We start from the raw sequence: 1,489 nt of genomic DNA, 5'->3' as shown, positions 1-1,489 counted from the left end.
AACACGCCCTTTATTTTTCCGTTTCAGACGGCCTTTATTATTTAAGGCCGTCTGAAAATCGGTTTACCTTGCTATATTAAACATTCACTTTCTCGGCTACTTCGTTGTAGCTGTCGATTTCATTGAAATTCATGTAGCGGTAGATTTGGTCGCCCTGCTCATTGATGATACCGATATTGGCTTGGTATTCTTCAACAGTCGGGATTTTACCCAGTTTGGAGCAGATTGCCGCCAACTCAGCCGAACCAAGGTAAACAAAGGTGTTTTTACCCAAACGGTTCGGGAAGTTACGGGTAGAAGTGGACATTACAGTCGCGCCCTCGTGTACTTGTGCTTGGTTACCCATACACAGTGAACAACCCGGCATTTCCATGCGCGCGCCGGCGCGGCCGAGTACGCCGTAGTGGCCTTCGTCGGACAACTCTTTCGCGTCCATTTTGGTCGGCGGTGCTACCCACAGGCGGACGGGGATGTCCGCTTTACCTTCCAAGAGTTTGGAAGCGGCGCGGAAGTGGCCGATGTTGGTCATGCACGAACCGATGAACACTTCGTCGATTTTGGTGCCGGAGCGTTCGGACATGAAGCATACGTCGTCCGGGTCGTTCGGACAGGCGATAATCGGCTCTTTGATGTCGTCCATGTTGATTTCAATCACGGCTGCGTATTCGGCATCTTTATCCGCTTCGAGCAATTCAGGATTTGCCAACCATGCTTCCATGGCTTTGATACGGCGTTCCAAAGTGCGCGAATCTTGATAGCCGTCGGCAATCATATTTTTCATCAACACAATATTGGATTTCATGTACTCGATAATCGGCTCTTTGTTGAGCTTCACAGTACAGCCTGCAGCAGAACGTTCGGCAGACGCGTCAGTCAATTCAAAGGCTTGTTCCACTTTCAAATCAGGCAGACCTTCGATTTCGAGGATGCGGCCGGAGAAGATGTTTTTCTTACCGGCTTTGGCAACGGTGAGCAAACCTTGTTTAATTGCGTAAAGCGGAATGGCGTTCACCAAGTCACGCAGGGTTACGCCCGGTTGCAGTTTACCGCTGAAGCGCACCAATACAGACTCAGGCATATCGAGCGGCATTACGCCGGTAGCTGCTGCAAAAGCAACCAAGCCGGAGCCGGCAGGGAAAGAAATACCGATAGGGAAACGGGTGTGGCTGTCGCCGCCGGTACCGACTGTATCAGGCAACAACAGACGGTTGAGCCATGAGTGAATCACGCCGTCGCCCGGACGCAGGGATACACCGCCACGGGTAGAGATGAAGGCAGGCAATTCTTTATGGGTTCTGACATCGACAGGTTTTGGATAAGCCGCAGTGTGACAGAAAGACTGCATCACCATATCGGCGGAGAAGCCCAAACAAGCCAATTCTTTCAGCTCGTCGCGGGTCATCGGGCCGGTAGTGTCTTGCGAGCCGACCGTCGTCATACGCGGTTCGCAGTAAGTACCCGGGCGCACGCCTTGTCCGTCGGGCAGACC

1 protein-coding gene is annotated in these 1,489 nt (G+C 52.3%); it reads right to left on the bottom strand.

The window, feature by feature from the left end:
* Positions 1 to 76 precede the first annotated feature (76 nt).
* The coding region (locus ACTHUM_RS13775; protein WP_440403145.1) for a bifunctional aconitate hydratase 2/2-methylisocitrate dehydratase at positions 77 to 1,489 on the bottom strand (1,413 nt) is incomplete at its 5' end.

The organism is Neisseria sp. P0021.S006 (assembly GCF_051956895.1).
The sequence above is the reverse complement of the archived record's forward strand: the minus strand, read 5'-3'. Positions and strand labels throughout refer to the sequence as shown.